This is a genomic window from Antiquaquibacter metalliresistens (genome assembly GCF_029211225.1).
Lineage (GTDB): Bacteria > Actinomycetota > Actinomycetes > Actinomycetales > Microbacteriaceae > Rhodoglobus > Rhodoglobus metalliresistens.
The window spans coordinates 50,024-75,531 of sequence record NZ_JARGEM010000006.1 but is presented as its reverse complement, the minus strand read 5'-3'; the positions used below and the strand labels follow the sequence as shown (position 1 = coordinate 75,531).

Sequence of the window (25,508 nt, the reverse complement as noted above, 5' to 3'; positions counted from 1 at the left end):
CGCTGGCCGCATGGCACCCGCCGACGGCCGCAGCGCGATCCGCGAGTTCTTCACCGGCGTCTCGTTCCTCGGCCGCGGTTTCGGCCACTTCCGGTACGCACCGGGCTGGATGCTGCTCGGCTGGGTGCCCGCGATCATCGTGTTCGCCGCCTTCATCACCGGCATCGCCGTGCTCGGCATCAACCTCGAGACGCTCACGACCGCGATCACACCGTTCGCCGAGCAATGGGATGAACCGTGGCGCACGATCACGCGCGTCGCGGCCGGGCTCGCCATCCTCGCCGCCGCGGCGTTCCTCGGCATCTTCCTGTTCACGACCGTCACGCTCATCGTCGGCGCGGTGGTCTACGAGCGCATCTGGGCGAGCGTAGAGCGCCGCTTCGGGCCGGTGCCGGAATCCGGCATCGGGTTCTGGCGCGGCGTCGGTCGCGACATCGCCGACGGCCTGCGGATGCTCGTGCCCGCCGTGCTCCTGGGCGTGGCGATCCTCGCGCTGCAGTTCGTTCCCGTCGTCGGCACGATCGGCGCGGCCGTGCTCGGCGCCTTCGCCGGCGGCCGCCTGCTCACCCTCGACCTCACGAGCTTCGCCCTCGGCGCGCGCGGTCAGCGCCTGCGGGGCCGGCGGGCGACGCTGAAGGCCAACCGCGCCCTTTCGGTCGGCTTCGGCGTGGCCACCTATCTCGTCTTCCTGATCCCGGGCGGCACGATCATCGCGATGCCCGCGGCCGTGGCCGGCGCCACCCTGCTCAGTCGACGGATGCTCGGCGAGCCGGTACCGTCCGCGGAGCTGCGAATCGCGTCGTCACCCCCGAGCTGAACAGCACCGAGTCCGGCGCCCGATCGGCGACCCCGGGGAATCCCGCGGCTGCGAGCAACCCGTCATCGAGCTCCAGCAGCTCAGCGGCCGCGAGCGGCCACGGTTCGTGCCAGTTGGGCAGGAACACCGTGCGGCCCAGACGCCGCGTGTAGAGGCCCCAGCGGGCCGTCAGGAACGCCTGGGTCGCGTCCGGCTCCAACGGCGCGCCGGTACGCACGCGGATGAGGGTCGACCCGGTGCCGAGGTGACGCTCGGAGCGGTAGGTGACCTCGTCATCCCGATGCTCGATCGCGGTGCGCGACCAGAAGTACGGCAGCGAGAACGCGGCGCGCGCGGCGACGACTGCGGCGAGGCGGGATGCCTCCAGCGACCGGAACACCACCCCGCGACGACCCGCCCCGTCGACGCCGTAGAGGCGCACGTTGATCTCCGCGAAGTCACCGAGGTGCGGCACCGGCGGGCTGCCGAACAGCGTCGCCCGGTCGAGCCGGAACCCGATGAGGCCCACCCAGCTCGAGCCGTCGTGCTCGTCGGGCAGGACGCCCGGCGGCAGGAACGCGGCGACGCGGGATGACTCCACCCGCCAGTGCAGGAATGCGAGCTGCGTCCACCGCTGGCTCGCGACGGTGCGCCCGGGCAGCTCGGGTGCACGCGTGCTCACCGGCTCCGGCATCATGTCTCGGGCTGCTGCACCGCTCGGCGCCCCGGAATGCGACGGATGACCGCCCACAGCACGAAGGAGACGAGCGTCGACCACACCGCGACCAGCAGGGTGCTGAGCACCTCCCGCTCGAAGAACGAGAACACCCCGGTCCACGTGATGCCGGTGTCGCCCGTGAAGATGTAGCCCTGGCCCGTGGCGAGCACGCCGAGCAGCACGAACCCCACCGCCCCGGCGATCAGGTGCGAGCCCACCACGAACCACTGCTGCCGCCGGGTGGCGCGCACGCGGGTGAAGGTGAAGAGCCCGGCGAGCAGACCCGCGACGAACCCGGCGATCGCGGCGGAGAGGGGCGTGAACAGCGGCGCGCCGGCGCTCACCGCGACGAGTCCGCTGAGCAGGCCGGCCGCGACCGCGTCGAGCGTCGTGGTCTGGTGGCGGATGCGCTGGATCACCAGCCACCCCCCGATGCCGCCGACACCGCCGATCGCTCCGTTGATCAGGATGCTCGTGGTCGCCTCATCGATCGCCAGCTCCGCCGCCGCGAGCCACACCAACCAGCCGAGGCTCAGCGTGAGCATGGCGACGGCCGCCGTGCCGCGGGCGATGAGCGCCGTGCGCGGTCGCGGCGCGTTCGCGCCGCTGGCCAGCAGCACCCCGAGGGCGGCCGCTCCCCCGGCGACGTTCGTGGCGAGCGAGCCGCCGTGGTCCAGCGGCGCGAGCCCGAGCGGCGTCGCCGAGTCGAACAGCGCGAAGGTCATGATCGCGGTCGGCACGAACACCAGCGCGCACCAGCAGAATCCGTACACCAGAGTCGAGACCGGGCCGCCGCCTCCCGCGCGCACCGCGATCGTGGGAAGGTACACGGCGATCCCCGCCAGGGCGGCGAGCGGCCACAGCAGCGGCCCGATCACCTGCGGCGCGAGCAGCGGTGCGATCACCAGCCAGGCGAGCGCTCCGCTGGCGGCGCACCCGAGCGAGAAGAGCACGGAGCGCGTCCAAGGGGCGGCGGGGAGCATCCGTGCGTCGACGACCGCCAACGAGACGAGTACCACGAGCAGTGCGGATGCCGCGATCACGCTCATCGGCTCACCCTCCGTACCCCACGCGAGAACAGTAAGGGGTGCCGCTCCCGAAGAAGCGGCACCCCTGCTGTGTGTCGGACGACGTCGTGTCGCTCGAGCTGGTTGCTACTTGGCGTCCGCGAGCACGTAGCCCTCTTCGCCGTGCACGACCAGGTCGATGCCGGCGACCTCGTCCTCGTTCTTCACGCGGAAGCCCATCGTCTTCTCGATGATGAAACCGATGACGAAGGCGAGCACGAAGGAGTAGACCAGCACCGAGAAGGCCGCGATGGCCTGCACGAGCAGCTGGGTGCCCGAGCCGCTGAAGACGAGGCCGGTGCCGGTGGCGAAGAAGCCCAGGTACAGGGTTCCGACGAGACCACCGACGAGGTGGATGCCCACCACGTCGAGCGAGTCGTCGAAGCCGAGCTTGAACTTCAGGTCGATCGCGAGGGCGCAGATGACACCGGCGAGCACGCCGAGGAGCATCGCCCAGCCCGGGGTGAGCGAGGCACACGCCGGGGTGATCGCGACGAGGCCGGCGACGGCACCGGATGCGGCACCGATCGAGGTGGGCTTGCCATCCTTGATCTTCTCGACGACGAGCCATGCCAGCAGGGCCGCGGCGGGAGCGATGATCGTGTTCACGAACGCGAGCGCGGCGGTGCCGTCAGCGGCGAGCTCCGAACCGGCGTTGAAGCCGAACCAGCCGAACCACAGCAGACCGGCACCGAGCAGCACGAACGGCGGGTTGTGAGGAACGTGCGCACCCTTGGCGAAGCCGACGCGCTTGCCGAGCACGAGCGCGAGCGCGAGCGCCGCAGCACCGGCGTTGATGTGCACCGCGGTACCACCGGCGAAGTCGATCGTGCCGAGGCCGAAGACATCCTGCAGACCGTGGGTCAGCCAGCCGCCGTAGGCGAAGCTGCCGTCCTCGGCCAGGCCGAAGTTGAAGACCCAGCTGGCGACGGGGAAGTAGACGACGGTCGCCCAGACACCGGCGAAGACCATCCACGCGCCGAACTTGGCGCGGTCGGCGATCGCACCGGAGACGAGCGCGACCGTGATGATCGCGAAGGTCGCCTGGAACGCGACGAAGGCCAGCGGCGGGTAGGCGGCTCCCTCGGGCACCTCGAGGAGGTTGTTCAGGAAGAGCGCGCCGGTGTCGATCGACCAGGGGAAGATCGTTCCTTCAGCGCCGGGGAACGCGATCGCGTAGCCGTAGATCGCCCAGAGCACGCCGATGAGACCGATCGCTCCGAAGCTCATCATCATCATGCTGATGACGCTCTTGGCCTTGACGAGTCCGCCGTAGAAGAACGCCAAGCCGGGGGTCATCAGCAGCACGAGCGCGGCTGCGATAAGCAAGAAGGCGGTATTGCCTTGATCCATTGTGTACCTCTCTAGTGTTGCTGCGAAGGAGATGCACCGTCGGGTCCACACAGGGGAGGATCTCGCCTCGGGTACGCGAACAGTCTGGCGACGGGAGGTTTCACCGGGGGTGCCCCGGTGTTTCGTCGGTGTTACGCGGCCATGCGGCATGTAAACATCGTGTTTCGGTGGACCTCCGATTGGCTGCGAGTTCGGGCACTCTGCCGACCCTTCTAGGATCGATGCATGCAGCTGTTGCGCTCCGACCGTTTCGCCGCCATGCTCCTCGTCGCCGCAGCAGCCCTCGGGCTCATCCTGGCCAACTCCCCGCTCGGGGATGCCGCCAGAGCCGTCGAGACCTTCCACATCGGGGCCGGCCCCATCGACCTCTCGGTCGGGCACTGGATCAAAGACGGCCTGCTCGCGATCTTCTTCTTCATCGCCGCGATCGAGCTCCGGCACGAGCTGCGCCACGGCGAACTCGACACCGCCGGCAAGGCGCTCGTGCCCACGGCCGCCGCCGTCGGCGGGGTGGTCGCACCCGCCATCATCTTCCTGATCATCGTGCGCGACGGCGATCTCGCGCAGGGCTGGCCGATTCCCACGGCCACCGACATCGCCTTCGCACTCGGCGTGCTCGCCATCGTCGGCCGGTCGCTGCCGGCCAGATTCCGAGCACTGCTGCTGGCGATCGCGGTCATCGACGACCTCATCGCGATCATCATCATCGCCGCGTTCTTCACCCGCGATCTGCAGCCCCTGCCGTTGTTGGCCGCCATTCCCCTCGTGCTGATGTTCGGCTGGCTCAGCTACCGCATGCGTCGCGGCGCCGCACCCTGGCTGCTCCCCCTGCTCATCGTGATCGGACTGGCCACCTGGGTGCTGGTGTTCCTCTCCGGCATCCACCCGACCATCGCCGGCGTCGCGCTCGGTCTGGTGATGTCGGATGCGACCGGCCAGCGCACCAGGCGCGCCATCGAGCCCTGGTCCAACGCCGTGATCCTGCCGCTCTTCGCGATCGTCGCCGCACTCGTGCCGATTCCGCAGGCGAGCATCACGGAACTGAGCCCGGCCTTCTGGGGCGTGATCGTCGCCATGCCGGTCGGCAAGCTCGTCGGCATCACCGTCGGCGCGCTCATCGCCATCGCACTCGCCGGACGACGCAGCAAGCAGCAGCGCATGCCGCTGCCCGACATCATCGCGATCGCCGCGCTCGGCGGCATCGGCTTCACCGTCTCACTGCTGATGAACGAGTTGGCGTACGAGCCCCAACCGGAGGTCGCGGACGAGGTGACCCTCGCGGTGCTGCTCGCCTCGGTGATCGCGGCGATCATCGGCGGAGCGCTCACCGCGGTGCGCGGGCGTCACTACACCCGACTCAGTCAGTCCCAGACGTCAGCGCGATGAGGCGCGAGATCGCCCGCAGGTACTTCTTGCGATAGCCGCCCTGCAGCATCTCCTCGGGGAACACCGAGTCGAGCGGGGTGCCCTCCGCGACGATGCGCACCTGAGCGTCGTAGAGGCGATCGACGAACGCGACGAACCGCAGCGCGTCCGTCTGGTGGCCGATCGGATGCACGCCCGTCAGGCCGATCGCCGCGAGCGACTCCACGAGCCGCACATACCGCGAGGGATGCACGGTCGACAGGTGGCGGAGCACGGCATCGAAGTCGTCGAGCGTGGTCGCACCGGCGATGCCCGCGAGTTCTGCCGCGGCATCCGTGCTCACCCGGGCATGCGCCTCCACGTCTCGGCGGCGATAGTCGAGGCCGTCGATGCGCAGGGTCTCGAAGCGGTCCGCGAGGGAGTCGATCTCGCGCAGGAAGTCCTGGGCGGCGAACCGGCCCTCGCCGAGCGCGTTCGGCGGGGTGTTCGAGGTCGCGGCGATGCGGGTGCCGGATGCCGCGAGCTCGTTGAGCAGGCGGGCCATGAGCCGCGTGTCGCCCGGGTCGTCCAACTCGAACTCGTCGATCGCGAGCAGACTCGCACCCTTCAGCAGCTCGACCGTCGGCGCGTAGCCGAGGGCGCCGACGAGCGCGGTGTACTCGATGAACGTGCCGAAGTACTTGCGCCCCTTGGCCTGATGCCAGAGCGCTGCCAGCAGGTGGGTCTTGCCGACGCCGAACCCGCCGTCGAGGTAGACCCCGGGCTTGGGCACCGGGGCGCGCTTGCGGAACAGGCCGCCGCCCTGCGCACCCGAGCCGAAGTCGCGGATGGCCTCGACCGCCGCGGCCTGCGAGCGGTAGTCGGGGTCGGGTCGGTAGTTGTCCAGACTCGCGCCCGCGAACTGGCGGGGTGGCACCAGGTGCTCGACCATCTGCTGCGCCGAGAGCGCGGCGTCGCGGTCGACGAGATGGCCGAACGAGACATTCGTCTCTGCGGTCATGCTGAAGCCTCGTGATTGTGTGTCGAAGTCTTACGGGAACCCTGCCGGCATCGCCTGCGACGCGTAGATTCGATCAGGGCTTCCCAGCCTAGCCGCCCAGCACCACGGAGGATCTCATGAGCGTCGAGTACGACACATCCAGCCGCTTCGCCGAGTACGCGCACCCGGAACGGCTCGTCTCCACAGAGTGGCTCGCCGAGCACCTCGGCACGCCGGGTCTGGTGGTCGTGGAGTCCGATGAAGACGTGCTGCTCTACGAGACCGGCCACATCGAGGGCGCCGTCAAGATCGACTGGCACACCGAGCTCAACGACCCGGTCACCCGCGACTACATCGACGGCGCCGGATTCGCCGCCCTGCTCGGCGGCAAGGGCATCTCGCGCGATGACACGGTGGTGATCTACGGCGACAAGAACAACTGGTGGGCGGCGTATGCGCTCTGGGTGTTCCGGCTGTTCGGTCACGAGGACGTGCGCCTGCTCGACGGCGGGCGGGCGAAGTGGGAGGCCGAGGGCCGGGCGTACACCACCGAGGTGCCCGTGCGTGAGCCGGTCGACTATCCGATCGTGGAACGCGACGACAGCGGCATCCGGGCGTTCCGGGACGACGTGCTCGAGCACCTGGGCAAGCCGCTCATCGACGTGCGCTCCCCCGAGGAGTACTCGGGCGAGCGCACCTCCGCACCCGCGTACCCGGAGGAGGGCGCCCTGCGCGCCGGCCACATCCCGACCGCGAAGAGCGTGCCGTGGGCGCGCGCGGTCGCCGAGGACGGCGGCTTCAAGCCGCTCGACGAGCTCGAGGCGATCTACCGCGGCGAGGCAGGACTCGTGGACGGCGATGAGATCGTGGCCTACTGCCGCATCGGCGAGCGTTCCAGCCACACCTGGTTCGTACTGCATTATCTGCTCGGCTTCGACAACGTGCGCAACTACGACGGCTCCTGGACGGAGTGGGGTTCGGCGGTGCGGGTGCCCATCGCTCGCGGCAGCGAGCCGGGCACGGTGCCGGCGAAGTAGCATTCAGAGGTGACCCTGCCCGACCAGCTCGCCGAGATCCGTGAGGACTTCCTCGGCCTCGAGGTGCGGGACCGTCTGCAGCTGCTGCTCGAGTTCGCCAATGAACTGCCCGAGTTGCCCGAGCGCTACCGCGACCACCCCGACCTGCTCGAGCGAGTCGAGGAGTGCCAGTCCCCCGTCTTCATCTTCGTCGAGGTGGATGACGCGTCCCGGGTGCACATGTACGCCACCGCACCGAAGGAGGCGCCGACCACCCGTGGGTTCGCGTCGATCCTCGCCCAGGGACTCTCGGGACTCGACGCCCAGGAACTGCTCGCGATCCCCGACGACTTCCCGAACACGCTCGGACTGACCGAGGCGGTCAGCCCGCTGCGCATCCGAGGGATGACCGGCATGCTCGCCCGGGCGAAGCGTCAGGTTCGGGCGCGGCTCGCCTCCTGACTCAGCGCACGCCCTGCAGAAACCGTCGGATCGCCGCGTTCCAGCGGTCCGCGTCGTAGTTCCACAGCTTCGTGTGCCGGGCCGTGTCGAACGGCTCGAAGGTCACGATGTCCGGCCGCGCCACGGCCAGCGCCCGCGACGCGGTCGACGGCACGTAGCCGTCGTCATCGCTGTGCAGCAGCAGGATCGGCGTGTGCAGTTCGTCCGCACGACGCACGAAATCGAGTCGGTGCAGGTCGATGGGCTCGCGCTGCCCGGTCACCCGCCCCGCCCAGCGCTGCGAGAGCAGCCGCAGCACGCCCCACTGCAAGGGCTTCGGCAGGCGGTTCGCGACCCCCTGGTACTCGAGCGCCGTCACCCAGTCGACGACGGGCGAGTCGAGCACCACCGCGGTCACGCGATCGGCCAGCGGTGAACGGGTGAGCGCCTGCAGCACCGTCGCCCCGCCCATCGACCACCCCATGAGCACGATCTCCTTGGCACCGTGCTCGACCGCGTACCGCATGGCGGCATCGACGTCGCGCCACTCGCTGTCGCCGAGGGCGTACCGGTGATCGGGACTCCGCGGCGCATCGCCGTCGTTGCGGTAGGAGATGAGCAGGCTGTCATGGCCGGCCTCGCGGAACACCGGGATCGCTCGGATGGCCTCCTGACGTCGCACCGCGCGCCCGTGCACCCCGATCATCCACCGGTTGGATGCGCGCTCGGCCGGCACGTACCACGCCGGCGCGGGGCCGAGCTCGGTCTCGACCTCGACCTCGGTGAACTCCACCGGCAGCTCGCCGGGCGAGAGGTAGAACCATCCGCTGAAGCGACCACGCGTCGCACCCCGCAGGTCGCCGAGCTGCACGCCGAGCAGCTGCCGCGTCACCGTCGTCGCCGTGTATGACAGGATCTCGCCGACCCGGGCATGACCGGTGTCCTGGCGGAACCACAGGCTGTACCGGCCCGGGGTCAGCGAGTCGAGGGTGGCCGAGAGCGTGATCGTCGCCTCGTCGTGGCCGAGGATGCGCACATCCTCCTCCCGCTTGGCCGGCGGCGTGACGACGGTGCGCGCGAAGATCACCGTCACCGCGGCGGCCGCTGCCGCCGTCACGGCGAGCGCACCGCCCACGGCGATCGCCGCCGTGGTGACGATTCGACCGGCAATCGAGTCCGGATGCCCGCTGTGCGCCATGCTCGTTCCTCTGGTGTTCGGTTGTGCGCGCCGTCCACAGGGCGGCGTGCCTCGGCGGAGATATCCCCGCCAAAGCCTAATCTTCACTCGTGCCCGAGACACCCGCCGCGCAGGTTCCCGCACCATTCGCTGCCGCCATCGACTCGCTCCGCCGAGCCGCAACGAGGCCTGAGCTCGTGATCAGCGAGATTCCGGCACCCGCGACGCTCGCCCCCTACTCCTTCGCCCTCGCAGCGGATGTCACGCCCGCCCGCCACGACTCCGACTCCGAACTGGGCACCGGTCGCTTCGTGCTGCTCTACGACCCCGCGTTGCCGGAGGCCTGGCACGGCGCCCTGCGAGTGATCTGCTACGCCCAGGCACCGCTCGAGACGGAGATGGGCGTCGACCCGTTCCTCGCCGAGGTCGCCTGGTCGTGGCTCGTCGATGCGCTCAGGGCCCGAGGTGCGCACTACACGACCGCTTCCGGCACCGCCACGCGCATCCTCTCCACCGGTTTCGGTGAGCTCGAGTCGCAGGGTGACGGCGCTCAGATCGAACTGCGGGCGTCCTGGTCGCCCGACGACTCCGACATCGCTCCCCATGTGGAAGGCTGGGGTGACCTGCTGTGCATGCTCGCCGGCCTTCCGCCGGCCGTCGAGGGAGTGAGCCTGTTGTCTGCGCGACGAGTCGGACGTGAATAGCCTGCCGGAGACGCCTCCGGCCGACGCCCCGCACGAGGCCGCCCACGAGGAAGTCGAGGTCATCGCCGACCGCGACGCGTACCTCGCGGCGGTCGGAGCCATCGCCGCCGGTGTCGGGCCGATCGCGATCGATGCCGAGCGGGCATCCGGCTATCGCTATTCGCAGCGGGCCTATCTGATCCAGATCTTCCGGCGCGGCGCCGGCACCTTCCTTTTCGACCCGCCCGCCGTCGGCTCGTTCGCGGAGCTCAACGAGGTCATCGCGGGCGAGGAATGGATTCTGCACGCCGCGAGCCAGGACCTCACCTGCCTTCGCGAGGTCGGGCTCGATCCCACGCGACTGTTCGACACCGAGCTCGCGGCACGCCTCGCCGGCCTGGCGCGCGTGGGCCTCGGCGCCGTCGTCGAGGACCTGCTGGGCATCCATCTGGCCAAGGAGCACTCCGCGGCCGACTGGTCGACCCGCCCCCTCCCCCAGGCCTGGCTGGTCTACGCCGCGCTCGACGTCGAGCTGCTCGTCGACCTGCGGGAGGCCCTCGCGGAGGTGCTCGCGCGGGACGGCAAGACCGAGATCGCCGAGCAGGAGTTCGCCGCCGTGCTCCAGCGCGACCTGGTGATCGTGCGCACCGAGCCCTGGCGCCGCCTCAGCGGGCTGCACTCGATCCGCGGGGCGCGCAACCTCGCCGTCGCCCGCGAGCTCTGGGAGGCGCGCGACGCCTACGCGCGCGAGATCGACACCGCGGCTGGTCGGCTCGTACCCGACTCCGCGTTGATCGCCGCCGCCCGTCTGCTGCCGGAGACCAAGCGCGACCTCGCCGCGATCAAGGAGTTCACCGGGCGCGCGAGCCGCACGCAGATCGATCGCTGGTGGGATGCCATCCAGGCGGGCCTGGCGACCACCGAGCTGCCCGTGCTGCGCGCACCCGGCGAGAGCATCCCGCCGCCGCGCATCTGGTCAGACCGCAACCCGGAGGCGGACCGCCGACTCAAGTTCGCCCGCGCCGCGGTCACGGAGGTCGCGACCGCGATGTCGATTCCCGTCGAGAACGTGCTCACCCCGGACTCCCTGCGTCGCGTGGCGTGGGCGCCACCCGCCGAGATCACCCCCGAGACCGTCCGGGCAGCACTGCGGGAGCTCGGCGCTCGACCGTGGCAGCTTGACGCAACCGCACAGGTGATCGCTCAGGCCTTTGTGGAGTCGGCACAGGAGCCCGAACCGGCCCCCGAGGCCGATTCGTAGGAAGGATCAAAGGAATCCGGCCCGCCGAACCCCCGCCGTAGGATCGATTCGACCTGAAAGTGGAGGCATTGTGGCCGAGAGAGCAGAAGTCGTATTCATCGACGGTGTCCGGACCCCGTTCGGACGCGCCGGCGAAAAGGGCATGTACTGGCAGACGAGGGCAGACGATCTCGTCGTGAAGGCCATGATCGGCCTCCTGGAGCGCAACCCCGGCATCCCGAAGGACCGCTTCGACGATGTCGCGATCGCCGCCACGACGCAGACCGGCGACCAAGGTCTGACCATCGGTCGCACCACGGCGCTGCTCGCCGGGCTGCCCAAGAGCGTGCCCGGCTATGCGATCGACCGCATGTGCGCCGGCGCCATGACCTCGGTCACGACCATCGCCGGCGCCATCGGCTTCGGCATGTACGACCTCGGCATCGCCGGCGGCGTCGAGCACATGGGCCACCACCCGATGGGCTCGGGCGCCGACCCCAACCCGCGGTTCATCTCCGAGAAGCTCGTGAACCCGGATGCACTCAACATGGGCAACACGGCCGAGAAGATCCACGACCGCTTCCCCGAGCTCACGAAGGAGCGCGCCGACCGGTTCGCGCTGGGCAGCCAGCAGAAGGCGGCCGCCGCCTACGAGGCCGGCAAGATCCAGCCCGACCTGATTCCCGTCGCCGTCCAGAGCGCCGAGGGCTGGGGCCTCGCCACCCGCGACGAGGCGCTGCGTCCCGACACCACGCTCGAGGGGCTCGCCGGTCTCAAGACCCCGTTCCGCCCGCACGGTCGGGTGACCGCGGGCAACTCGTCCGGCCTCAACGACGGCGCGGCGGTCTCCATCATCGCCAGCGGCGCGACCGCCAAGGAGCTCGGCCTCACGCCGAAGATGCGCATGGTGAGCTTCGCCTTCGCCGGCGTCGAGCCGGAGATCATGGGCATCGGCCCGGTGCCCTCCACCGAGAAGGCGCTGCGCAAGGCCGGTCTGACCATCGATGACATCGGGCTGTTCGAGATCAATGAGGCGTTCGCGGTGCAGGTGCTCAGCCTGCTCGACCACTTCGGCATCGCCGACGACGACCCGCGCGTCAACCCGTGGGGCGGCGCCATCGCCATGGGGCACCCGCTCGCCTCCTCCGGCGTGCGGCTGATGATCCAGCTCGCCGCTCAGTTCGCCGAGCGGCCGGACGTGCGCTACGGCCTCACCGCGATGTGCATCGGGCTGGGCCAGGGCGGCTCGGTCATCTGGGAGAACCCGCACTACAAGGGAAAGAAGTAACATGGCCGACCGTTTCGCAAAGCTCGCGGAGCTCTCCACCGACGAGGTCGTCACCCACTCCTACGTGCGCGACGTGCCGCTGAGCGGCGGGCGCACGCTCGCCCTCGTCACGCTCGACAACGGGCTCGACTACAACCGCCCGAACACTCTCGGGCCGACGACGCTCATCGAGTTCGGCACCGTGCTCGACGCGCAGAAGGCCCGCGCGGCCAAGGGCGAGATCCACGGCCTCGCGGTCACCGGCAAGCAGTTCATCCTCGCCGCCGGCGCCGACCTCTCCAAGGTCGGCGAGATCTCCGAGCGCGAGATCGGGCGGCTCATGGGCGAGCTCGGGCACGCGACGCTCGGCAAGCTGCACGACTTCGGCGTGCCGACCTTCGTGTTCGTCAACGGCCTCGCCCTCGGCGGTGGCGTCGAGATCGCCCTCAACGCCGATTACCGCACGGTGGATGCCTCGGTGCCCGCCTTCGCGCTGCCCGAGGTGTTCCTCGGCCTCATCCCGGGTTGGGGCGGCGCGTGGCTGCTGCCGAACCTCATCGGCATCGAGAACGCGCTCGAGGTGATCATCTCGAACCCGCTCAAGAACAACCGCATGCTCAAGGGCCCGCAGGTGCTCGAGCTCGGCATCGCGGACGCGATGTTCGGGCCGGCGACCTTCCTCGAGGACTCGATCCGCTGGGCCGACGGGGTCATCTCCGGCAAGACCAAGGTCAAGCGCAAGCACGAGCCCGGCAAGGTGGAGCGCCTGGCCAAGTGGGACATCGCGATCGGCATCGCCGAGAAGACGCTCGAGAGCCGCATCGGCCGCGTCGCGGTCTCCCCCTACAAGGCCCTCGAACTCCTGAAGGCGGCGAAGAACACCGACCGCGTGAAGGGCTTCAAGGCCGAGGACGCCGCGCTCGAGGAGCTCATCGCCGGCGACCAGTTCCGCGCATCCATCTACGCCTTCAACCTCGTGCAGAAGCGCGCCAAGCGCCCCGCCGGCGCCCCGGATCGCGAGCTCGCGCAGAAGGTCACCAAGGTCGGCATCATCGGTGCCGGTCTCATGGCGCGTCAGTTCGCGTTCCTCTTCGTGCGCAAGCTGCAGGTGCCGGTGGTGATCACCGACCTCGACCAGCAGCGCGTCGACGAGGGTGTCGCCCACATCCGCAAGGACATCGACGACCTCGCCGCCAAGGGCCGCATCTCGAAGGACGACCAGAACCGCCTCACGGCGCTCGTCTCGGGCACGACCGACAAGGCCGACTTCGCGGACTGCGACTGGGTGATCGAGGCGATCTTCGAGGAGCTCGAGGCCAAGCAGAACGTCTTCGCCGACGTCGAGCAGTACATCTCCCCCGAGACGATCCTCGCGACCAACACCTCCTCGCTGTCGGTCGAGCAGATCGGCGCGAAGCTCAAGAACCCCGAGCGCGTCGTCGGCTTCCACTTCTTCAACCCGGTGGCCGTCATGCCGCTCATCGAGGTCGTCAAGACGCCGAAGACGACGGATGCCGCGCTCGCCACCGCGATGGCCACCGCCGCCAAGCTCGGCAAGACGGCGGTCATCACGAAGGACACCCCGGGCTTCGTGGTCAACCGCGTGCTCGCGAAGGTGCTCGGTGAGGCGATGCACGCCGTCGAGCAGGGATCGCCCTTCCAGGCGGTCGTCGACGCGGTCAAGCCCTTCGGTCTGCCGATGGACCCGTTCGTACTGCTCGAGCTCGTCGGCCTCAAGGTCGGCGCGCACGTGCTCGACACGCACCACGCCGCGTTCCCCGACCGCTTCTTCGAGTCGGAGGCGCTGCACGAGCTCGCCGACTACGGCACGATCCTCGAGAAGGACGGCAAGGGCAAGGTCAAGGGCGTCGATCCCAAGGCACAGGCGATCGTCGACAAGCACCGCCCCGCGGATGCGAAGCCGCTGACGGCCGAGCAGCTGCGCATCCGGTTCGAGGACGGCCTCGCGGACGAGATCCACCGCATGCTCGAGGATCAGGTCGTCGCGGCGGCCGAGGACATCGACCTCTGCATGATCATGGGCGCTGGCTACCCGTTCCAGATGGGCGGCATCACCCCCTACCTCGACCGGGTCGGTGCCTCCGAGCGCGCGTTCGGAGACACCTTCCACCACCCGCCGATCCGCGGCGTCAAGTAGCCGACGACGAGCGCACCGGGATCCGATCCCGGTGCGCTCGTCATTTTGCGGGTCATCGGTTCAGCGGCGTCATGTCCGCATAGCGGTCGCCGGTGGCGACGGGCAGGCTGCCGAGCGTCTCGAGCTGTGCCGGAGTGAGCACGAGTGCATCCGCCGCCACGTTCTCCTCGAGGTACGGGATGCGCTTGGTTCCGGGAATCGGCGCGATGTCGTCCCCCTGGGCGAGCAGCCAGGCCAGCGCCACCTGACCGGGCTTCGCACCGAGTTCGGCGGCGACGGCATCCACCTTCTCGACGATCGCAATGTTCGCCTCGAGGTTCTCGCCTTCGAAACGCGGATTCGCGCGCCGAAAGTCCGTCTCGTCGAGCTGATCGAGCGAGCGGATCGTGCCGGTGAGGAAGCCCCGGCCGAGCGGCGAGTACGGCACGAAACCGATGCCCAGCTCCCGCACCGTCGGCAGGATCTCCGCCTCGGGGTCGCGGGACCACAGCGAGTACTCGGTCTGCACGGCGGTGACGGGATGCACGGCATGCGCACGACGGATCGTGGCCGGCGCCGCCTCCGAAAGCCCGTAGCCGCCGATCTTGCCCTCCGCGATCAGGGTCGCCAACTCCCCCACGGTCTCCTCGATCGGCGTGGCGGGGTCCATGCGGTGCTGGTAGTAGAGGTCGATGTGGTCGGTGCCGAGACGCGTGAGCGAACCCTCCACCGACAGTCGCACGTTCTCGGGGCTGCCGTCGAGGCCGCGACTGCCATCGGTGCGGTGCAGGAGGGTGCCGAACTTCGTGGCGATCACCACCTGGTCCCGTTTGCCGACGATCGCCTTGGCGAGCAGCTCCTCGTTGAGATAGGGGCCGTAGATCTCGGCCGTGTCGAGGAAGTTCACGCCGAGCTCGAGTGCGCGATGGATCGTTCTGATCGATCCGGCGTCGTCTTGCGCGGCACCGGTGTAGAAGGCGCTCATGCCCATGAGCCCGAGGCCGATTCGGCCGATCCGTGGTCCGTCGGTTCCGAGTCTGATGGTCTTCAACTGCACTTCTCCTTGTAGATCTCGATCTTCTTGTCGATGGCGGCGAGGCTCTGGGTGACCTCGTCGAGCTGGGCGAGCACGGCGACACGATGCCGAAGGAGCAGGTCCATTCGGGCCTGGGTGGTCGACTCGCCGCGGCGCACCAGGTCCGCGTACTCGCGCACCTGGGCGATCGGCATCCCGGTGGCGCGCAACTTGGTCAGGAAGACGACCCAGTTGACGTCCGCCTCGGTGTAGCGGCGGTGACTGGAGGATGCCCGGTCGATGAGCCCGATGAGTCCCGCGCGTTCGTAGTACCGGAGGGTGTGGGTCGTGAGCCCGGTGGACTCGGCGACCTGCGCGATCGAGAGCCCGGCATCCGTGGTGGTCATGCCCTCAGGCTAGAACTTCGGGCGCGCTCTAAGTCAAACGGGAGTCGACATCCGCTTCCGTCGGCAGCGGCCGCGCCACGGGGATCTTGCTGCCGAGCACCTGGGCGACGACGTCGCGCGCGATGGCCTGCGGCGTCAGCCCCACCTGCTCCAGGATCCAGTCCCGGCTGCCGTGCGGCAGGAACTCGTCGGGCAGGCCGAGCTCGGTCACCGCGGTATCGACGCCAGCGGCGCGCAGGTCCTGACGGATGCGCGTGCCGATGCCGCCGACCCGGATGCCGTCTTCGATGGAGATCAGGATGCGGTGTTCCGCCGCGAAGCCGATCACGCTCTGCGGCACCGGCACCACCCAGCGGGGGTCGATCACCGTTGCACCGATCCCCTGTGCCGCGAGCCGCTCCGCGACCTGCAGACCGAGTTTGGCCATCGGTCCCACGGTGACGATGAGCACGTCCTTGTGCGGCGCCTCGCGCAGCACGTCCACGCCGTCATCGGTGCGGCGTACCGCGTCGTACTCCGTGCCGACGCTGCCCTTCGAGAAGCGCAGCACGGTGGGGCCGTCATCCACGGCCACCGCCTCGCGCAGCTCCTCGCGCAGGCACGTGGCATCCCGCGGTGCGGCGATGCGGATGTTCGGCACGACCTGCAGGATCGCCAAGTCCCACATGCCGTGGTGCGACGGCCCGTCGGGACCGGTGACGCCGGCCCGGTCGAGCACGAAGGTCACGCCGGCCCGGTGCAGGCCGACATCCATGAGCACCTGGTCGAAGGCGCGGTTGACGAACGTCGCGTACATCGCGACCACGGGATGCAACCCGCCGAACGCGAGCCCCGCCGCCGAGGTCACCGCGTGCTGCTCGGCGATGCCGACGTCGAGCACGCGGTCGGGGTGCCGCTCCGCGAACTTGTGGAGCCCGGTCGGCCGCAGCATCGCCGCGGTGATCCCGACCAGCCGGGGGTCGGCATCCGCGAGCTCGACGATCTCGTCGGCGAACACGCTGGTCCAGCTCGGCTTGCTGGCGGCCTCGATCGGCTCTCCCGTCTCGGGGTCGATCTGACCGACGGCGTGGAACTGATCCGCGGTGTCGAGCAGCGCGGGCCGGTAGCCGCGCCCCTTCTCGGTGATGGCGTGCACGATCACCGGGGCGCCATAGTTCTTGGCCTGCTGGAACGCCTCGACGAGGGCACGGATGTCGTGGCCGTGCACGGGACCGAGGTACTTGATGTCGAGGTTCGAGTACAGCGCCTCGTTGTTCGTCAGCCGGGAGAGGAACCCGTGGGTGCCGCCGCGGATTCCGCGGTAGAGCGCACGACCCGGCGCACCGAAGCGCTCGAACACCTTGCGCGACGTGGAGTGCAGGCTGCGATAGGAGCGACGGGTGCGCACGTCGTTGAGGAAGTGCGCCATCCCGCCGATCGTGGGCGCATACGAGCGACCGTTGTCGTTGACGACGATGACGAGGTTGCGGCTGTTGTCGTCGGAGATGTTGTTGAGCGCCTCCCACGTCATGCCGCCGGTCAGCGCGCCGTCCCCGACCACCGCCACGACGTGGCGGTCGTGCTGACCGGTCATGTCGAAGGCGCGCGAGATGCCGTCGGCCCACGACAGCGAACTCGACGCGTGCGAACTCTCCACGATGTCGTGCACCGACTCGCTGCGCTGCGGGTAGCCCGCGAGCCCGCCCTGCTCGCGCAGCCGGCTGAAGTCCTGCCGTCCGGTGAGGAGCTTGTGCACGTAGCTCTGGTGTCCGGTGTCGAAGATCACGGCATCCCGCGGCGAATCGAACACCAGGTGCATGGCGATCGTCAGCTCGACGACGCCGAGGTTCGGGCCGAGATGGCCGCCGGTCTTCGACACCTCGCGCACGAGGAAATCGCGGATCTCGGCGGCCAGCTCGACGAGTTGCTCGTCGGACAATCCATCCAGATCGCGTGGACCGCGGATGTTCTCGAGCAGGCTCATGGCACCAGCCTAAACGAGCGACCTCAGCACGTACTGGAGGATGCCGCCGTTGCGGTAGTAGTCGGCCTCACCGGGCGTGTCGATGCGCACGACCGCGTCGAACTCGACGGTCGCCTTGCCCGGCGCTGAGTGCTCGCTGGGCGCCGCGACGACGCGGACCGACTTGGGTGTGGTGCCCGCGTTGAGGGCCTCGATGCCCGAGATCGTCACGACCTCGGTGCCGTCCAGGCCCAGGCTGTCCGCCGTCTGCCCCGCGGGGAACTGCAGCGGGATCACACCCATGCCGATCAGGTTCGAACGGTGGATGCGCTCGAAGCTCTCCGCGATCACCGCGTGCACACCGAGCAGCGAGGTGCCCTTGGCCGCCCAGTCGCGGCTCGAACCGGAGCCGTACTCCTTGCCCGCGAAGATGACGAGCGGGGTGCCCGCGGCCTGGTAGTTCACGCTCGCGTCGTAGATGAACGACTGCGGGCCATCGGCCTTCGTGAAGTCGCGCGTGAAGCCGCCCTCGACACCGTCGAGCAGCTGGTTCTTCAGGCGAATGTTCGCGAACGTGCCGCGGATCATCACCTCGTGGTTGCCGCGGCGCGAGCCGTAGGAGTTGAAGTCGAGACGATCGACGCCGTGCTCCTGCAGGTACTTGCCCGCAGGGCTGTCGGCCTTGATGTTGCCGGCCGGGCTGATGTGGTCGGTCGTGACCGAATCGCCGAGCTTGGCGAGCACGCGCGCGCCCGCGATGTCGGTGACCGGGGTCGTCTCGAGCGTCATGCCCTCGAAGTACGGGGGCTTGCGCACGTAGGTCGACTGCTCGTCCCACTCGAAGACCTCGCTGTCCGGCGTTGGCAGCGAACGCCAGCGCTCGTCGCCGTCGAAGACCGCTCCGTACTCCTTGGTGAACATCTCGGTGGAGATCGAGGAGTCGATCGTGGCCTGCACCTCGGCGGCATCCGGCCAGATGTCCTTGAGGAAGACGTCGTTGCCGTCGCTGTCCTTGCCGAGCGGGTCGGTCTCGAAGTCGAAGTTCATGGAACCGGCGAGGGCGTAGGCGATCACGAGCGGCGGGCTCGCGAGGTAGTTCATCTTGACGTCGGGGCTGATGCGACCCTCGAAGTTGCGGTTGCCCGAGAGCACCGCGGTCACGGCGAGGTCGTTGCGGTTGATCGCCTCGGTCACCTCTTCGATCAGCGGACCGGTGTTGCCGATGCACACCGTGCAGCCGTAGCCGACCGTGTAGAAGCCGAGAGCCTCGAGGTCGTCGGTGAGGCCGGCCTTCTCGTAGTAGTCGGTGACGACCTTCGAGCCGGGCGCCATCGTGGTCTTGACCCACGGCTTGGCCTTGAGGCCCTTCTGGTTCGCGTTGCGCGCGAGCAGACCGGCGGCGAGCATCACCGAGGGATTCGAGGTGTTGGTGCACGAGGTGATCGCCGCGACCGCGACGGCACCGTGGTCGAGCGTGTAGCCCGAGCCATCCGAGAGCGTCACCTTGGTGGGACGCGAGACGGATGCCGGGGCGATGCTCGCCTGCGTGTGCGAGTGCTGGTGCGCGCTCTCCTCGTCCTCAGGGGTGAAGCCGACGGGGTCGGACGCGGGGAAGGTCGCCTCGACCGCGGCGTCCACCTCGGAGAGCCGCTGACCCGCGTAGTCGACGATGTCGAGCTCGAACTGGGTCTTGGCCCGGCTGAGCTCGACGCGATCCTGCGGACGCTTCGGCCCGGCGATCGACGGCACGACCGTGCTGAGGTCGAGCTCGAGGTACTCGCTGAACACGGGCTCGACGGCCGGGTCGTGCCAGAGCTTCTGGAGCTTGGCGTAGGCCTCGACCAGGGCGACCTGCTCAGCACTGCGGCCGGTCAGGCGCAGGTAGTCGAGCGTCACCTCGTCGATCGGGAACATCGCGGCGGTCGAACCGAACTCCGGGCTCATGTTGCCGATGGTGGCGCGGTTGGCCAGCGGCACCTGGCCGACGCCCTCGCCGTAGAACTCGACGAACTTGCCGACCACGCCGTGCTTGCGCAGCATCTGCGTGATGGTGAGCACGACATCCGTCGCGGTCACGCCCGTCGGGATGGCGCCGGAGAGCTTGAAGCCGACGACCTTGGGGATGAGCATGGAGACGGGCTGGCCGAGCATGGCCGCCTCGGCCTCGATGCCGCCGACGCCCCAGCCGAGCACGCCGAGGCCGTTGACCATGGTGGTGTGCGAGTCGGTGCCGACACAGGTGTCCGGGTAGGCGCGCAGCTTGCCACCCACCTCGCGGGTGAAGGTGACCCGTGCCAGGTACTCGATGTTCACCTGGTGCACGATGCCGGTGCCCGGCGGCACGACCTTGAAGTCGTCGAAGGCGGTCTGTCCCCAGCGCAGGAACTGGTAGCGCTCGCCGTTGCGCTCGTACTCGATCTCGACGTTGCGCTCGAGGGCGTTCTCGGTGCCGAACAGGTCGGCGATCACCGAGTGGTCGATGACGAGTTCCGCGGGAGCGAGCGGATTGATCTTGTTGGGGTCGCCGCCCAGGGCGCCGACCGCCTCACGCATCGTGGCGAGGTCGACGATGCAGGGCACACCGGTGAAGTCCTGCATGACCACGCGGGCCGGGGTGAACTGGATCTCGGTGTCCGGCTCCGCGGTGGGAACCCAGCCGCCGAGGGCCTCGATCTGCTCCTTCGTGACGTTGGCGCCGTCCTCGGTGCGCAGCAGGTTCTCGAGCAGTACCTTCAGGCTGAACGGCAGCTTCTCGTGGCCGTCGACGGTGTCGATGCGGAACACCTCGTAGTCGGTCGACCCGACCGTGAGCGTGTCCTTCGACCCGAAACTGTTCACTGCCGACATGTCGTCTCCCTTGCTGTGACTGACTCGCTGCGCTGCGCCGTCCCGCCGCGGTGCCCTGGCTATCCTCGCGGCCCTTCGGACACGCTGCCAGCAAGGCAAGCCTAAGCCCGCCGCGGTGCGGTTTCACCCTCGATCGGGCGCAAAACTATCTTGATATCAAGATAAATGTATCACGTCGCGGCGCTCACGTCGGGAGCCGCGCCGGGCGCGCTCAGTCCTCCTCGACGCGGGAGTACACGGTGCGGGCGAGCAGCCAGGTCACCCAGAGCATCGCCGCGTAGAACGGCACACCGAGGATGAGCTTGAAGCCCGCGAGCGCCTGGGTCTCTCCGGTGAAATACAAGGGCAGTTCGATGCCCAGCCGCACCGCGAACAGACCGCACCACAGCAGCGTCGCGATCACGGCGACCCGGAACTTCGCGCGGTCGGTACGCCAACCGCTGCCCTCGCCCGTGATCAGCGACGCGATCACGCCGATGATCGGCCAGCGCACGGCGAGACTGACGATCAGCCCGACGAGGAACACGGCGTTGATGATGAAGCCGGGCACGAAGTTGTCCTCGGCGCGACCGGTCAGCAGGGCCAGGCCCGCCGAGAGCCCGATGCCGACGATGCCGGCCACTGCCGGCGTCCAGGGCGAACGCATGACCAGCCGCACCAGCAGGAAGAGCACGGCGATCGCGAGCGGGATGAGCACGGAGGGCAGCAGTTCCTGCGTGATCGTGTAGACCACGAGGAACGCGAACCCGGGCAGGATCGACTCGACCAGTCCGCGCACCCCGCCCATCGCGGCCAGGAGCGCGGCACCCGTCGGGGCCTGACCCGGCTCGACCTTGCCGAAGCCGGAGCGCTTCGCCGCCGCCTGCAGCGACTCCCTGAACGAGGGCGGCTGCTGCTCGTCGCTCACTCGCTCGCGCCCTGACCCGCCGCCGGCATGTGCAGCGGGATGAGGTCACGCGGCGGCATCGGCGTGGTGCCGCGCACGACCACGATCGAACGGAACAGGTCGTCGACCTTCGCGGCGGCCTCGGCGTTGGTCGCGCCTTCGCCGGCGATCACGCCGCGCAGGAACCACCGCGGGCCGTCGACGCCGACGAACCTGGCCAGGCGGCTGCCGCCTTGCTGGGCCGGGATCTCGGCGAGCACCTCGGGACCGAACACTCCGTCGACGATGCGGGTGGTGCCGCCCTGCTTCTGGATCTGGTCCACGATCTGCTGACGGATCTCGTGCCACAGACCGCTGGATCGAGGTGCGGCGAACGGCTGCACCTGCAACGTGGAGCCCGCGTAGTCGAGGCTGACGGCCACGACGCGCTTGGTCGCCTCCTCCACCTCGAGCCGCAGGTGCAGCTCCGGCCGAGGGAGGATCTTCACGCCGCCGAGGTCGACGTAGGGGCGGACGGCGTTCGCCTCAGCCTCGTCGAGCGGACCGGCCGATGCACGATCCTCGGGCGCGGACTTGGGCTGCCCCGCACCCTCTCCCGATGCTTCGATCCCGATGATGTCACTCACGACTGCACTCCCTCTGCGGCGCCGATGCCGGTTGAACCGAAACCGGACGTGCCGCGCTGGCTGCCCGGCAGAGACTCCACCGGGATGAAACGGGCCCGTGACACGGGCATGACGATGAGCTGCGCTATCCGATCGCCCGGCTCGATCACGAAGGCGTGCGCGGTATCGGTGTTGAGCAGGGTGATGCGGATCTCGCCGCGGTAGCCGGCATCCACCGTCCCGGGGCTGTTGACGATCGTGATGCCGTGCCGCATCGCGAGTCCGGATCGCGGCACCACGAAGCCCACGTAGCCGTCGGGCAGTGCGATGGACACGCCGGTGCCGACGGTCGCACGCTCCCCCGGACCGATGACGTGCGCGTCGGCGGCATGAAGGTCCGCACCCGCGTCTCCCGCGTGCGCGTACTCGGGAATCCGACCGGAGGCGATGAGCACCTCGACGTTGTCAACCACGTGACGAGGGTAGTGCAGAACGCTGAACTGCTCGCATGCCCGCGGGGTGTTCAATGGATGACGTGCCCCACTATCGCGAGCGTCTCTGGCCCGCCCCCTGGCTGTACGTAGCCACCGCGCTGGTCATCCCTGCGAGCCTGCTCGTGTTCCTGCCGATCGACCTGACCGCCGGGATCGTGGTCGCGATCGTGCTGTACGCGGGCTGCATCGTGCTGCTGCTGGCCGCATCCCCGCGCATCGAGGTGACCGACGACGAGTTCATCGCCGGCCGCGCCCGCATTCCGCGATCGTTGCTCGGCACGGCCGCCGGATTCGCGGGCGACGAGGCGCGCGCCGAACGCGGGCCGCGGCTCGACGCGCGGGCCTGGCTGCTGATCCGCGGCTGGGTCGACCCCGTGGTGAAGGTCGAGCTGCGGGATCATGACGACCCCACGCCGTACTGGCTGGTGTCGACGCGACGTCCCGACGAACTCGTCAGGGCGCTGCAGAACCGAGGCTAGGCCGCGCACTCCATGCAGATCGGTCCGAGCTTGGTCTCGTGGTCGATCTGCGAGCGGTGCTTGACGAGGAAGCAGTTCACGCAGGTGAACTCGTCCGCCTGAGGCGGGAGCACCACGACGTCGAGGTCGAGGTCGGAGAGATCCGCGCCGGCCAGCTCGAAGCTGCCGGGGTTGTCGGCGTCGTCGACGTCGATCGAACCGGACGACTTGTCCGGAACGCGCTCCTTCAAAGCCTCGATCGACTCGCTGTCGTCGTCGGTCTTGCGAGGTGCGTCGTAGTCGGTGGCCATGCCCATCCAGTTCTAGTAAACATGCGTGCTCAATCGGCGGGGACAGTGTGCATCACGAGGTTGCAAATAGCAAACCCCTGAAGAGCCGTCGCTTTCCGTCGCCGATGCAACATCCGGCACGCCCGCGCTATTCCCCGGAAACAGGCCGACGGCGTGTCATCCTGGTGCCCAAATGCACGGCCGGGAGGGCATCGTCATGCAGGACCTGCGAGTGATCGGCGTCGAGAACGGCGCGCTGCTCGTCGCCGCCGACGACGGGACGCGCTACCGCATCCCCATCGACGAGCTCATGCAATCCAAGCTCCGGCAGACCGTGACGGATCCGGGCGTCGGACCGAAGCTCTCGCCGCGCGAGATCCAGGCGCACATCCGCTCCGGCATGTCCGCACAGGATGTCGCATCCATCACGGGAGCGCCGCTCGAGTACATCCAGCGCTTCGAGGGTCCCGTGCTGGCGGAGCGGGAGTTCGTGGTGCAATCCGCACTGGACGTGCCGGTGCGCATGGCGGGCGACACCGACCCGCTCAGCCAGGGCAAGTCCTTCGGCACCGCGATCCGCGAACGGCTGCACGAGCTCGGTGCGGTCGGCGAACGGTGGGCGAGCTGGAAGGAGGCGACCGGATGGATCGTCAAGCTCGCGTTCACCGCGAACCACATCGACCATGACGCCCGCTGGCAGTTCGACCCGAAGAAGCACTCCCTGGTACCCCTGAACAACGAGGCGATCTCCCTCTCGCAGGGCGAGGCCGCCGGGCCGCTCATGCCCCGGCTTCGCGCGGTGTCCCCCACCGCGCCGACCGATGCCACGCGATTCGACAGCGGGGCGTTCGCGATCGATCCCGCCGAGGCACCCGCACCATCCGCAACCGCGGCCAAGCCGATCTCGATCGCACGGCACGAGGAGGAGCCGGTACCGGGCAACCAGACCGCCGACCTGCTCGAGGCGCTGCGTCGGCGCCGCGGGGAACGGGAGTCCGCGAGCTTCGGTGAGGACGAGGCCCGCGCCGCGCACCCCTCCACCGGCACGATCCGCGTGATCGACGTACCGATGCCCGAGGCGGAGGAACCGCCGGCGAGTCCGCGCTCCACGCAGCCGCAACCGCGCACGAAGAAGGGTCGCGCGGCGATGCCGAGTTGGGACGAGATCGTCTTCGGCGCTCGACCGGACGAGGACCCGGCCTAGGCTCCGCGCGCGTACGCTCCCATCCGCAACAGGGGCACGCGCAGCTCGGCCGGCGACCAGGAGCCGTGCTGTCCGACCATCGTCATGCCGGACGACCCGGCGAGGTAGTACGCCACGTTCTTGCGCGCGGCGATCAGCACGTCGCCGATGCGCGGGACGACATCATCCCGCACCGCGCCGAACCAGCCCGCCGCGATCGCCTCGTCGCGCGTCGCGATCCATGCACGCTCGCCTTCGACGGCCCGCCAGCGCTGGGCGAGCGCCACGGTCTGCCGCCGGTCGTGCAGGTGCAGCTGCAGGCAGCGCGGCTCGCCCGCGACGTGCCGCACCCCCTCGAGTAGTTCCGAGGTGTCGTCGACGATGACGTGGGCATGCTGCGGGATGTCGATCATGCCGTGATCGGCCGTGACCAGGAGGCCGGTGCGCGGGGACAGCGTCGGTGCGACCGAGCGGAGCGCGGCATCCGTCTCTTCGAGCGCTCGCGTCCACTGCGACGACTGCGAGCCGTGCGCGTGGCCGGCCTGATCGAGTTCGGCCACGTAGACGTAGACGAGCGCCCCCGGGGTGCGGGCGAGTTCGGCGGCGACCTCCAGTCGTTCGGCGATCGAGCGCGCCCCGACGTAGTTCGCGCCCCGCAGCACCGCCTGCGTGAACCCCGACTCGGCGAACTTCGCCGGCCCGACGGCGGCGGGAGCCAAGCCCAGGCGTCCGGCCGTCTCGAAGAGGGTCGGATGCGCCTGCCATCGATGCGGGTCGAGCCGGTCGTCCCACCCGGTGAGCTGGTTGATCACGCGATCGTTCTGCGGATCGAGCACGGAGTAGCCGACCAGTCCGTGCTGACCGGGGGTGAGCCCCGTGGTCAACGAGGCGAGCGCCGAGGCCGTGGTCGTGGGGAATCCGGAGGCGATCGTGTCCTTCTTGCCCATCGCCGACATGAGCGTGCGGGCGTGTCCGGCGCTCGCGCGCAGCGCATCGGCACCGAGGCCGTCAACGAGCAGCACGATGGCGCTGTCGGCGGGCGGCAACCCGAGACGGTTCGGGGCGGACTGCACCGATTCCAGACAACTTCGCAGCACATCGGCAAGGCTCGGCGCCTGGGGATCGAGCGCCGGTAACATGGC

Annotated in this window: 24 protein-coding genes; 10 read left to right on the top strand and 14 right to left on the bottom strand. The window is 69.2% G+C overall.

The annotated features are described in order from the left end of the window. Positions 1-10: 10 nt before the first annotated feature. Positions 11-817 carry an EI24 domain-containing protein gene (locus PYV02_RS11830; RefSeq protein WP_275759239.1) on the top strand — a complete coding sequence of 269 codons (807 nt, stop codon included), beginning with the start codon at positions 11-13 and terminating at the stop codon, positions 815-817. On the opposite strand, the gene PYV02_RS11825 is transcribed toward PYV02_RS11830, so the two are convergent. From PYV02_RS11825 to PYV02_RS11815, 3 genes are all read right to left on the bottom strand, one after another. Then, entirely contained in the window at positions 747-1,478 is a 732-nt protein-coding gene (locus tag PYV02_RS11825) for a YqjF family protein (protein WP_275759238.1), read from the bottom strand. The two genes, PYV02_RS11830 and PYV02_RS11825, sit on opposite strands and share 71 nt — an antisense overlap. Before the next feature lie 11 nt (positions 1,479-1,489). Then, on the bottom strand, positions 1,490-2,563 hold the full coding sequence (locus PYV02_RS11820) for an ammonium transporter (RefSeq protein WP_275759237.1): 1,074 nt from the start codon (positions 2,561-2,563) through the stop codon (positions 1,490-1,492). Between the two features lie 105 nt (positions 2,564-2,668). Continuing rightward, positions 2,669-3,934, bottom strand: coding sequence for an ammonium transporter (locus PYV02_RS11815; protein ID WP_275759236.1), 1,266 nt, complete (start codon positions 3,932-3,934; stop codon positions 2,669-2,671). Positions 3,935-4,159: 225 nt separating this feature from the next. Here PYV02_RS11815 and PYV02_RS11810 point away from each other — a divergent pair, with 225 nt between their 5' ends. After that, positions 4,160-5,320: a Na+/H+ antiporter NhaA gene (locus PYV02_RS11810; RefSeq protein WP_275759235.1), complete on the top strand. Its 1,161-nt coding sequence runs from the start codon at positions 4,160-4,162 to the stop codon at positions 5,318-5,320. Here PYV02_RS11810 and zapE read toward each other — a convergent pair. After that, positions 5,292-6,299, bottom strand: coding sequence for a cell division protein ZapE (zapE, locus tag PYV02_RS11805; RefSeq protein ID WP_275759234.1), 1,008 nt, complete (start codon positions 6,297-6,299; stop codon positions 5,292-5,294). The two genes, PYV02_RS11810 and zapE, sit on opposite strands and share 29 nt — an antisense overlap. Positions 6,300-6,415: 116 nt before the next feature. Between zapE and PYV02_RS11800 the strand changes: the two genes are divergently transcribed. Both PYV02_RS11800 and PYV02_RS11795 read left to right on the top strand, forming a co-directional pair. Beyond that, a complete protein-coding gene (locus PYV02_RS11800; protein WP_275759233.1) occupies positions 6,416-7,315 on the top strand; it encodes a sulfurtransferase in 900 nt (299 codons plus the stop codon). Positions 7,316-7,324: 9 nt separating this feature from the next. Continuing rightward, entirely contained in the window at positions 7,325-7,756 is a 432-nt protein-coding gene (locus PYV02_RS11795) for a SufE family protein (RefSeq protein ID WP_275759232.1), read from the top strand. A gap of 1 nt (position 7,757) precedes the next feature. Here PYV02_RS11795 and PYV02_RS11790 read toward each other — a convergent pair whose 3' ends face one another. After that, positions 7,758-8,933, bottom strand: a complete 1,176-nt coding sequence (locus PYV02_RS11790) for an alpha/beta hydrolase family protein (protein ID WP_275759231.1) — start codon at positions 8,931-8,933, stop codon at positions 7,758-7,760. Between the two features lie 89 nt (positions 8,934-9,022). Here PYV02_RS11790 and PYV02_RS11785 point away from each other — a divergent pair, with 89 nt between their 5' ends. The 4 genes from PYV02_RS11785 to PYV02_RS11770 all read left to right on the top strand — a co-directional run bounded on the left by PYV02_RS11785 (position 9,023) and on the right by PYV02_RS11770 (position 14,260). Next, positions 9,023-9,616 (top strand): DUF3000 domain-containing protein, encoded by a 594-nt coding sequence (locus PYV02_RS11785; RefSeq protein ID WP_275759230.1) that lies wholly within the window; start codon positions 9,023-9,025, stop codon positions 9,614-9,616. Further along, a complete protein-coding gene (locus PYV02_RS11780; protein ID WP_420833631.1) occupies positions 9,609-10,856 on the top strand; it encodes an HRDC domain-containing protein in 1,248 nt (415 codons plus the stop codon). The genes PYV02_RS11785 and PYV02_RS11780 overlap by 8 nt, the downstream gene beginning before the upstream one ends. A 70-nt stretch (positions 10,857-10,926) precedes the next feature. Continuing rightward, positions 10,927-12,123: a thiolase family protein gene (locus tag PYV02_RS11775; RefSeq protein WP_275759229.1), complete on the top strand. Its 1,197-nt coding sequence runs from the start codon at positions 10,927-10,929 to the stop codon at positions 12,121-12,123. A 1-nt stretch (position 12,124) separates the two neighbouring features. Continuing rightward, on the top strand, positions 12,125-14,260 hold the full coding sequence (locus tag PYV02_RS11770) for a 3-hydroxyacyl-CoA dehydrogenase NAD-binding domain-containing protein (protein ID WP_275759228.1): 2,136 nt from the start codon (positions 12,125-12,127) through the stop codon (positions 14,258-14,260). Between the two features lie 52 nt (positions 14,261-14,312). Here PYV02_RS11770 and PYV02_RS11765 read toward each other — a convergent pair whose 3' ends face one another. The 7 genes from PYV02_RS11765 to dut all read right to left on the bottom strand — a co-directional run bounded on the left by PYV02_RS11765 (position 14,313) and on the right by dut (position 22,414). Continuing rightward, positions 14,313-15,290 carry an aldo/keto reductase gene (locus PYV02_RS11765; protein ID WP_275759227.1) on the bottom strand — a complete coding sequence of 326 codons (978 nt, stop codon included), beginning with the start codon at positions 15,288-15,290 and terminating at the stop codon, positions 14,313-14,315. Then, on the bottom strand, positions 15,287-15,661 hold the full coding sequence (locus PYV02_RS11760; protein ID WP_275759226.1) for a MerR family transcriptional regulator: 375 nt from the start codon (positions 15,659-15,661) through the stop codon (positions 15,287-15,289). The genes PYV02_RS11765 and PYV02_RS11760 overlap by 4 nt, the downstream gene beginning before the upstream one ends. Positions 15,662-15,689: 28 nt before the next feature. Then, positions 15,690-17,624: a 1-deoxy-D-xylulose-5-phosphate synthase gene (gene dxs, locus PYV02_RS11755; RefSeq protein ID WP_275759225.1), complete on the bottom strand. Its 1,935-nt coding sequence runs from the start codon at positions 17,622-17,624 to the stop codon at positions 15,690-15,692. Between the two features lie 9 nt (positions 17,625-17,633). Continuing rightward, a complete protein-coding gene (gene acnA, locus PYV02_RS11750) occupies positions 17,634-20,450 on the bottom strand; it encodes an aconitate hydratase AcnA (RefSeq protein ID WP_275759224.1) in 2,817 nt (938 codons plus the stop codon). Positions 20,451-20,661: 211 nt separating this feature from the next. Continuing rightward, positions 20,662-21,357: a DUF3159 domain-containing protein gene (locus tag PYV02_RS11745; protein ID WP_275759223.1), complete on the bottom strand. Its 696-nt coding sequence runs from the start codon at positions 21,355-21,357 to the stop codon at positions 20,662-20,664. Then, positions 21,354-21,962, bottom strand: coding sequence for a DUF3710 domain-containing protein (locus tag PYV02_RS11740; RefSeq protein ID WP_420833630.1), 609 nt, complete (start codon positions 21,960-21,962; stop codon positions 21,354-21,356). The genes PYV02_RS11745 and PYV02_RS11740 overlap by 4 nt, the downstream gene beginning before the upstream one ends. After that, positions 21,959-22,414 (bottom strand): dUTP diphosphatase, encoded by a 456-nt coding sequence (dut, locus tag PYV02_RS11735; RefSeq protein WP_275759222.1) that lies wholly within the window; start codon positions 22,412-22,414, stop codon positions 21,959-21,961. Before dut ends, PYV02_RS11740 begins: the two co-directional genes overlap by 4 nt. 53 nt (positions 22,415-22,467) lie before the next feature. Here dut and PYV02_RS11730 point away from each other — a divergent pair, with 53 nt between their 5' ends. After that, complete coding sequence (locus tag PYV02_RS11730) at positions 22,468-22,914, top strand: DUF3093 domain-containing protein (protein ID WP_275759221.1); 447 nt, start codon at positions 22,468-22,470, stop codon at positions 22,912-22,914. Here the strand turns inward: PYV02_RS11730 and PYV02_RS11725 are convergent. Then, on the bottom strand, positions 22,911-23,204 hold the full coding sequence (locus tag PYV02_RS11725) for a DUF4193 domain-containing protein (RefSeq protein ID WP_275759220.1): 294 nt from the start codon (positions 23,202-23,204) through the stop codon (positions 22,911-22,913). The genes PYV02_RS11730 and PYV02_RS11725 overlap by 4 nt on opposite strands. 172 nt (positions 23,205-23,376) lie before the next feature. Between PYV02_RS11725 and sepH the strand changes: the two genes are divergently transcribed. Further along, positions 23,377-24,387, top strand: coding sequence for a septation protein SepH (gene sepH / locus PYV02_RS11720; RefSeq protein ID WP_338056620.1), 1,011 nt, complete (start codon positions 23,377-23,379; stop codon positions 24,385-24,387). Here the strand turns inward: sepH and PYV02_RS11715 are convergent. Then, entirely contained in the window at positions 24,384-25,505 is a 1,122-nt protein-coding gene (locus PYV02_RS11715; RefSeq protein WP_275759219.1) for an alkaline phosphatase family protein, read from the bottom strand. The genes sepH and PYV02_RS11715 overlap by 4 nt on opposite strands. Positions 25,506-25,508 lie beyond the last annotated feature (3 nt).

What these genes read in the sequence shown, in the direction of transcription:
- PYV02_RS11830 (WP_275759239.1), top strand. Translation starts at nt 11, where the DNA reads ATGGCACCCGCCGACGGCCGCAGCGCGATCCGCGAGTTCTTCACCGGC.
- PYV02_RS11820 (WP_275759237.1), bottom strand. Translation starts at nt 2,563, where the DNA reads ATGAGCGTGATCGCGGCATCCGCACTGCTCGTGGTACTCGTCTCGTTG.
- PYV02_RS11815 (WP_275759236.1), bottom strand. Translation starts at nt 3,934, where the DNA reads ATGGATCAAGGCAATACCGCCTTCTTGCTTATCGCAGCCGCGCTCGTG.
- PYV02_RS11810 (WP_275759235.1), top strand. Translation starts at nt 4,160, where the DNA reads ATGCAGCTGTTGCGCTCCGACCGTTTCGCCGCCATGCTCCTCGTCGCC.
- zapE (WP_275759234.1), bottom strand. Translation starts at nt 6,299, where the DNA reads ATGACCGCAGAGACGAATGTCTCGTTCGGCCATCTCGTCGACCGCGAC.
- PYV02_RS11800 (WP_275759233.1), top strand. Translation starts at nt 6,416, where the DNA reads ATGAGCGTCGAGTACGACACATCCAGCCGCTTCGCCGAGTACGCGCAC.
- PYV02_RS11790 (WP_275759231.1), bottom strand. Translation starts at nt 8,933, where the DNA reads ATGGCGCACAGCGGGCATCCGGACTCGATTGCCGGTCGAATCGTCACC.
- PYV02_RS11770 (WP_275759228.1), top strand. Translation starts at nt 12,125, where the DNA reads ATGGCCGACCGTTTCGCAAAGCTCGCGGAGCTCTCCACCGACGAGGTC.
- PYV02_RS11760 (WP_275759226.1), bottom strand. Translation starts at nt 15,661, where the DNA reads ATGACCACCACGGATGCCGGGCTCTCGATCGCGCAGGTCGCCGAGTCC.
- dxs (WP_275759225.1), bottom strand. Translation starts at nt 17,624, where the DNA reads ATGAGCCTGCTCGAGAACATCCGCGGTCCACGCGATCTGGATGGATTG.
- acnA (WP_275759224.1), bottom strand. Translation starts at nt 20,450, where the DNA reads ATGTCGGCAGTGAACAGTTTCGGGTCGAAGGACACGCTCACGGTCGGG.
- PYV02_RS11730 (WP_275759221.1), top strand. Translation starts at nt 22,468, where the DNA reads ATGGATGACGTGCCCCACTATCGCGAGCGTCTCTGGCCCGCCCCCTGG.
- PYV02_RS11725 (WP_275759220.1), bottom strand. Translation starts at nt 23,204, where the DNA reads ATGGCCACCGACTACGACGCACCTCGCAAGACCGACGACGACAGCGAG.
- sepH (WP_338056620.1), top strand. Translation starts at nt 23,377, where the DNA reads ATGCACGGCCGGGAGGGCATCGTCATGCAGGACCTGCGAGTGATCGGC.
- PYV02_RS11715 (WP_275759219.1), bottom strand. Translation starts at nt 25,505, where the DNA reads ATGTTACCGGCGCTCGATCCCCAGGCGCCGAGCCTTGCCGATGTGCTG.